We start from the raw sequence: 5,081 nt of genomic DNA, 5'->3' as shown, positions 1-5,081 counted from the left end.
GAGCTGAAGAAGGCCCTTGCCGAGCGGGCACTGAATGCCGAGATGGACCACCACCTGGCTGGAGAAGGTGGCGAGGGCAACAGCCGCAACGGCTATGGCCGGAAATCGGTGATCACTGACAGCGGCAAGCTGGCGCTGGAGATCCCCCGCGATCGGCAGGCGAGCTTCGATCCGCAGCTCATTGCCAAGTATCAGCGGCGCTTCCCCGGCTTCGATGACAAGGTGGTCTTGATGTATACCCGCGGCATGAGCGCGGGGGAGATTGTCGGTCACCTGCGCGAGCTCTACGGCATCGAGGTCTCGCCGGACCTGATCAGTGCTGTCACGGACGCCGTGCTCGATGAGATTGCCGCCTGGCAAAACCGGCCGCTGGAGCCGGTCTACCCGGTGGTGTTCTTCGATGCGCTGCGGGTGAAGATCCGGGACGAGGGCCTGGTGCGCAACAAAGCCGTGCACATTGCGCTGGGCGTCCGGGCCGACGGCGGCAAGGAGATCCTGGGCCTGTGGATCGAGCAGAATGAGGGCGCGAAGTTCTGGCTCAGGGTGATGAACGAGCTGCGCGGCCGTGGCGTCGAGGACCTGCTGCTGGCGGTGGTGGACGGGCTGAAGGGCTTTCCCGAGGCGATCCTGGCGGTGTTCCCGGAGGCCACGGTGCAGACCTGCATCGTGCACCTCCTGCGGCAGAGCCTCGACTTCGTCGCCTACAAGGAATGCCATCGAGGCGCTGAACGCGAAGCTGCGCCGGGCGGTCCGGGGCCGCGGGCATTTTCCCACCGACGACGCGGCCCTGAAGCTCTTGTATCTGGTCTTGCACCGGGCGGAGAAGGAGTGGACCATGCCGCCGCGGGAATGGGCTATGGCCAAAGCCAGTTCGCCGTCCTGTTCGGCGAACGCTTCACCCGCGCCATGGCCTGAGCGTGTTCAACCGCTCCGCCGCACACGAAAATCCTGACAATCCCGCGGTCTGAGGCCGAGACGACCTGACCGGGCCAGAAGCCGTACCAGATCAGGCCCAACCCAACTCCTTCAAGGCGTGCCCGGAATTCCAGATTTTTGTGAGATGCGTTACTTTGCCGTTGCTGAACTGCATGATGTACACGTAATCGGTTTTTGTGGCCCTGCCAGTCGGTGACACTGGACCGCCCTCCAGATGTGTGCCGGAGAAGGTAGCGTAGACGCAGACATTGTTACGTTCTTCATCAGTGGCAAAGGATTTCACCTCATAGTTTCCGTCAGTAAGAACCTTGAGGAGATCGCGCATCCACTCGGTGTACTGTTGCAATGTGGTAATGCCAGTCAGCACATCTGTCTGTGCCGAGAACGTCGCACCCGGCGCGCAATAGGAGCGGCAGGCATCCCAGCCTTGACCTGTGTCGCATGCAGCAAAGAACGCCTTGGCTTGTTCTGTGTTGAGCGACATGACGTTTCTCCCTGATGAGCCCGATCCAGCGCCCTCTGCCCAAGCCGTTTGGGTACCGTATCGAAATGGCATCATGCACAGGATGGGCATACCGTTCTAAGTAAACCGATGCGCTCTCCGCTTTGTGTGTAGGAAGCTTCTTCCTCGATCATTCCGTTCATTGGATGCCGCGAGGAGGGTAAGCCGTTAATAGTAGTTGGCCTACGGCTTACGAGCTCCAACATTGTGAACCGCTCCAGGCCGAAGGCGTTCTTCCGCACATGTACTCCTCCTGCGTTTGTTCAGCGCTTCATGCTCGGTCGCAAAGCGTACCGGGCGACAGTTGCAAGGAGGAGCAAGAGTTCAGCGTCCCTACTTTCATTGTTATCCATAATCTTTGATAGCGCCGGCTTCTCTTGTAATTCGGATCGGTGCCTTACTCGCGATCCGCAGTATGCAGCGCTAGAGCGGTTTCCGGCCTGACTGAATCGCTTGTGATCCCCACGTCCGCCTGAAGCTGATTCAGTCGCCCTATGGCAAGAAGGGCGAAGGCATGTCGAGGGCGTTGTCGGTGGATCTGCGGGAACGGGTGGTCGCAGCGGTGACCTCCGGGTCATCCTGCCGGGCGGCAGCGGCCCGCTTTGGCGTCAGCGCGGCGAGTGCGGTCCGCTGGTGCGCGTTGGCGCGTCAGGCAGGATCCGTTGCACCGGGGCCTCTCGGTGGAGACCGCCGCTCGGCGCGCATCGAGGCCCATGCGGCCCTCATCCTGAGCCTGGTGGAGCGGAAGTCCGACATCTCGCTGGTGGAGATCCGGGCCAGGTTGGCGGAGGCGGGAGTTTCGGTCGGCATCAGCACGCTGTGGCGGTTCTTCGACCGGCACCGCATCACGCGCAAAAAAAGTCGGCGCATGCCGCGGAGCAGGGCCGCCCGGACATCCTGAGGCGGCGTTGGGCCTGGTTCGAGAGCCAGCTCGACCTCGATCCTGCGAAACTCGTCTTCATTGATGAAACCTGGGCATCGACCAACATGGCCCGCACCCATGGCCGGGCACCCCGCGGCGAGCGGCTGCGGGCCCCCATCCCGCACGGGCACTGGAAGACCACCACCTTCGTCGCCGGGCTGCGCAACAGCGGCATGGTCGCACCGATGGTCCTGGACGGGCCAATCAACGGCGAACTCTTCCTCACCTACGTCGAGCAGGTGCTGGTGCCGGAACTGCGCCCTGGGGACATCGTCATCATGGACAATCTCGGCAGCCACAAGGGTGTGGCCGTCCAGGCTGCCATCGAGGCCGCGGGCGCGAGCCTGCGCTATCTCTCGCCCTACAGCCCCGACTTCAATCCGATTGAGAACGCCTTCGCCAAGCTGAAGGCCAGCCTCCGCAAGGCCGCCGAGCGCAGCGTCGAAGGCCTCTGGAGCACCATCGGACGCATCACCGAGACCTTCACGCCCGCCGAGTGCGCCAACTACTTCGCCGCCGCTGGGTACGATGCAAACTGATCGGAAACCGCTCTAGGGGCCGCCTGACCCTCCTCATTCCCTACGCTTGGATGAAGGAAGCTATAGGGCTGTCTGGCTACAGGGTCAGAGCGGAAATATGGTCCTGAATTGTGGCTAAAGCCTGGAATTCGATGTTGACCCGGTCGTCGAGAGGGTTCGCGCCTCCAGGGACCGCCTCAGCCCGGAACCAGCGTCTTGATCCGCTCGGCCAGCGCCATGATCGTGAACGGCTTGGTCATCACATGCATGCCTGGATCGAGATGGCAATGGCTGAGCACGGCGCTCTCCGCATAGCCGGTGATGAACAGCACCTTCAGGCCAGGACGGAGCGTCCGCGCCGCCTCGGCGACCTGGCGCCCATTCATGCCTCCTGGGAGCCCGACATCGGTGACCAGCAGGTCGATCCGCGTCTCTGAGCGCAGCACCTGCAGCCCGGAGGGGCCATCCGCCGCCTCGAGTGCGGTGTAGCCCAGATCTTCCAGCAACTCGACCACCAGCATCCGCACCGTCGGCTCGTCATCCACCACCAGCACCGTCTCGTCCGGTGCCGCGCGCGGTGCTGAGAGGGTCCGCTCCGGCGCTGCTTCAGCGTCTTGCGCCTCGCCCGCGTGACGGGGCAGATATAGGCGCATCGTCGTCCCCTGCCCTACCTTGGAGTGGATCCGCACCTGGCCGTTTGACTGCCGGACAAAGCCGTAGATCATGGACAGGCCAAGGCCGGTGCCCTGGCCGATCGGCTTGGTGGTGAAGAACGGGTCGAACGCACGCGCAACCACGTCGGGGGACATACCGGTGCCGTTGTCGGAAACGCTGAGCAGGACATAGGGGCCGGGCGGGAGATCGCGCAGGCGCGCTGCCTGGTCGTCCAGCCAGCAATTGGTGGTCTCGATCGTCAGCTTGCCGCCCTGAGACATGGCGTCCCGGGCGTTGAGGCACAGGTTCAGCAATGCGTTCTCGAGCTGGCTCCGATCAACCAGGGTGTTCCACAAGTCCGGTGTCGCGATCGTCTCCACGCTGATCCCAGGCCCGACCGTGCGTTGGACCAGCTCCACCATGCCAGCAATCAGCCGGTCCACATTTGTGGGCTGGGGAGCCAGGGTCTGCTGGCGTGAGAACGCCAGCAGCCGGTGGGTCAGCGCCGCCGCGCGCCGGGCCGCATCCTGCGCTGCGCCGACATAGCGGTCGACGTTGTTGAGACGGCCCTCGGCCAGCCGCGCGGTCAGCAACTCCAGGCTGCCGGTGATGGCGGTGAGCAGATTGTTGAAGTCATGCGCCAGGCCGCCGGTGAGCTGCCCCACCGCCTCCATCTTCTGGCTCTGCCGCAGCGCCGCCTCGGCCGCCATCAGAGCCTCGGTACGGGCCTCCACCTCGCGCGTCAGCTCCGCGCGTGAGCGGGTCAGGACCTCGCGTGCCTCGACGATCTCCTCGATGTCGGTGCAGGAACCGAACCATCGGGTGATCCGCCCCTCAGTGTCGCGGACCGGCTGCGCGCGGCCGAGCACCCAGCGATAGTGTCCGGAGCAATGTCGCAGCCGATATTCGATGCGGTATGGCTCGCCAGTCTCCAGGCTCCCACGCCACACGGCCCAGGCACGCTCGCGATCCTCGGGATGGAACACGTCGTTCCAGGCTTCCCCGTCGGTCGAGCCGGGCGCGGTGCCGGTATAGTCGTACCAGCGATCATTGTAGTAGTCGTGGTAGCCATCAGGGCGGGCGGACCAGATCAGCTGGTCCACCGAGTTGGCGATCGCCTGGAACCGCGCCTCACTTGCCCGCAGCGCCTCCTCGGCCTCGCGGCGCTCATGGATGTCGATCACCGAGCCGACATGGCCCAGGAAGGCTCCATCTTCGCCGAAGAACGGATTGGCCGCATCGATCGTCCAGCGGTAGGTGCCATCCGCGCGACGCAGCCGGTATTCGATGCGGAACGGTTCCTGTGCTGCATTGGCCGACAGGAAGGCGTCCTTGGCCCGTTGCCCGTCGTCGGGATGGGTCGCCTTGGCCCAGCCCAGCCCGAGCGCCTCTCCCTCGCTTTGGCCGGTGAACTCGTACCAAAGCCGGTTCAGGTAGGTGCAATAGCTGGCTGGATTGGTGACCCACATCATTGATCTTCCTTCGAATTGATGGACACCCCTGAGTAAGCTCCCTTGGAGCGAGGAAGGTGTCCGATGAGCAAGACACG

3 protein-coding genes and 1 pseudogene are annotated in these 5,081 nt (G+C 63.9%); 2 read left to right on the top strand and 2 right to left on the bottom strand.

The genetic code is table 11. The features are described 5' to 3' along the window. Positions 1–915, top strand: a pseudogene (locus tag F0Q34_RS21350) (IS256 family transposase); the annotation flags it as partial. 91 nt (positions 916–1,006) lie between these two features. Here F0Q34_RS21350 and F0Q34_RS21345 read toward each other — a convergent pair. After that, entirely contained in the window at positions 1,007–1,420 is a 414-nt protein-coding gene (locus F0Q34_RS21345) for a nuclear transport factor 2 family protein (protein WP_149814391.1), read from the bottom strand. Positions 1,421–1,952: 532 nt separating this feature from the next. On the opposite strand from F0Q34_RS21345, the gene F0Q34_RS21340 reads away from it, so the two are divergent. Beyond that, a protein-coding gene (locus F0Q34_RS21340; protein WP_370751333.1) for an IS630 family transposase occupies positions 1,953–2,899 on the top strand; the annotation gives its coding sequence in 2 pieces (ribosomal slippage) (positions 1,953–2,292 and positions 2,292–2,899; 948 coding nt in all). A 176-nt stretch (positions 2,900–3,075) separates the two neighbouring features. Here F0Q34_RS21340 and F0Q34_RS21335 read toward each other — a convergent pair. Further along, positions 3,076–5,004 (bottom strand): hybrid sensor histidine kinase/response regulator, encoded by a 1,929-nt coding sequence (locus tag F0Q34_RS21335; protein ID WP_241665625.1) that lies wholly within the window; start codon positions 5,002–5,004, stop codon positions 3,076–3,078. Positions 5,005–5,081: the final 77 nt, after the last annotated feature.

Source organism: Teichococcus oryzae, assembly GCF_008386565.1.
Taxonomy (GTDB): Bacteria; Pseudomonadota; Alphaproteobacteria; order Acetobacterales; family Acetobacteraceae; genus Pseudoroseomonas; species Pseudoroseomonas oryzae.
This window is presented reverse-complemented; position numbering and strand designations above follow the sequence as displayed.

What these genes read in the sequence shown, in the direction of transcription:
- F0Q34_RS21335 (WP_241665625.1), bottom strand. Translation starts at nt 5,004, where the DNA reads ATGATGTGGGTCACCAATCCAGCCAGCTATTGCACCTACCTGAACCGG.
- F0Q34_RS21345 (WP_149814391.1), bottom strand. Translation starts at nt 1,420, where the DNA reads ATGTCGCTCAACACAGAACAAGCCAAGGCGTTCTTTGCTGCATGCGAC.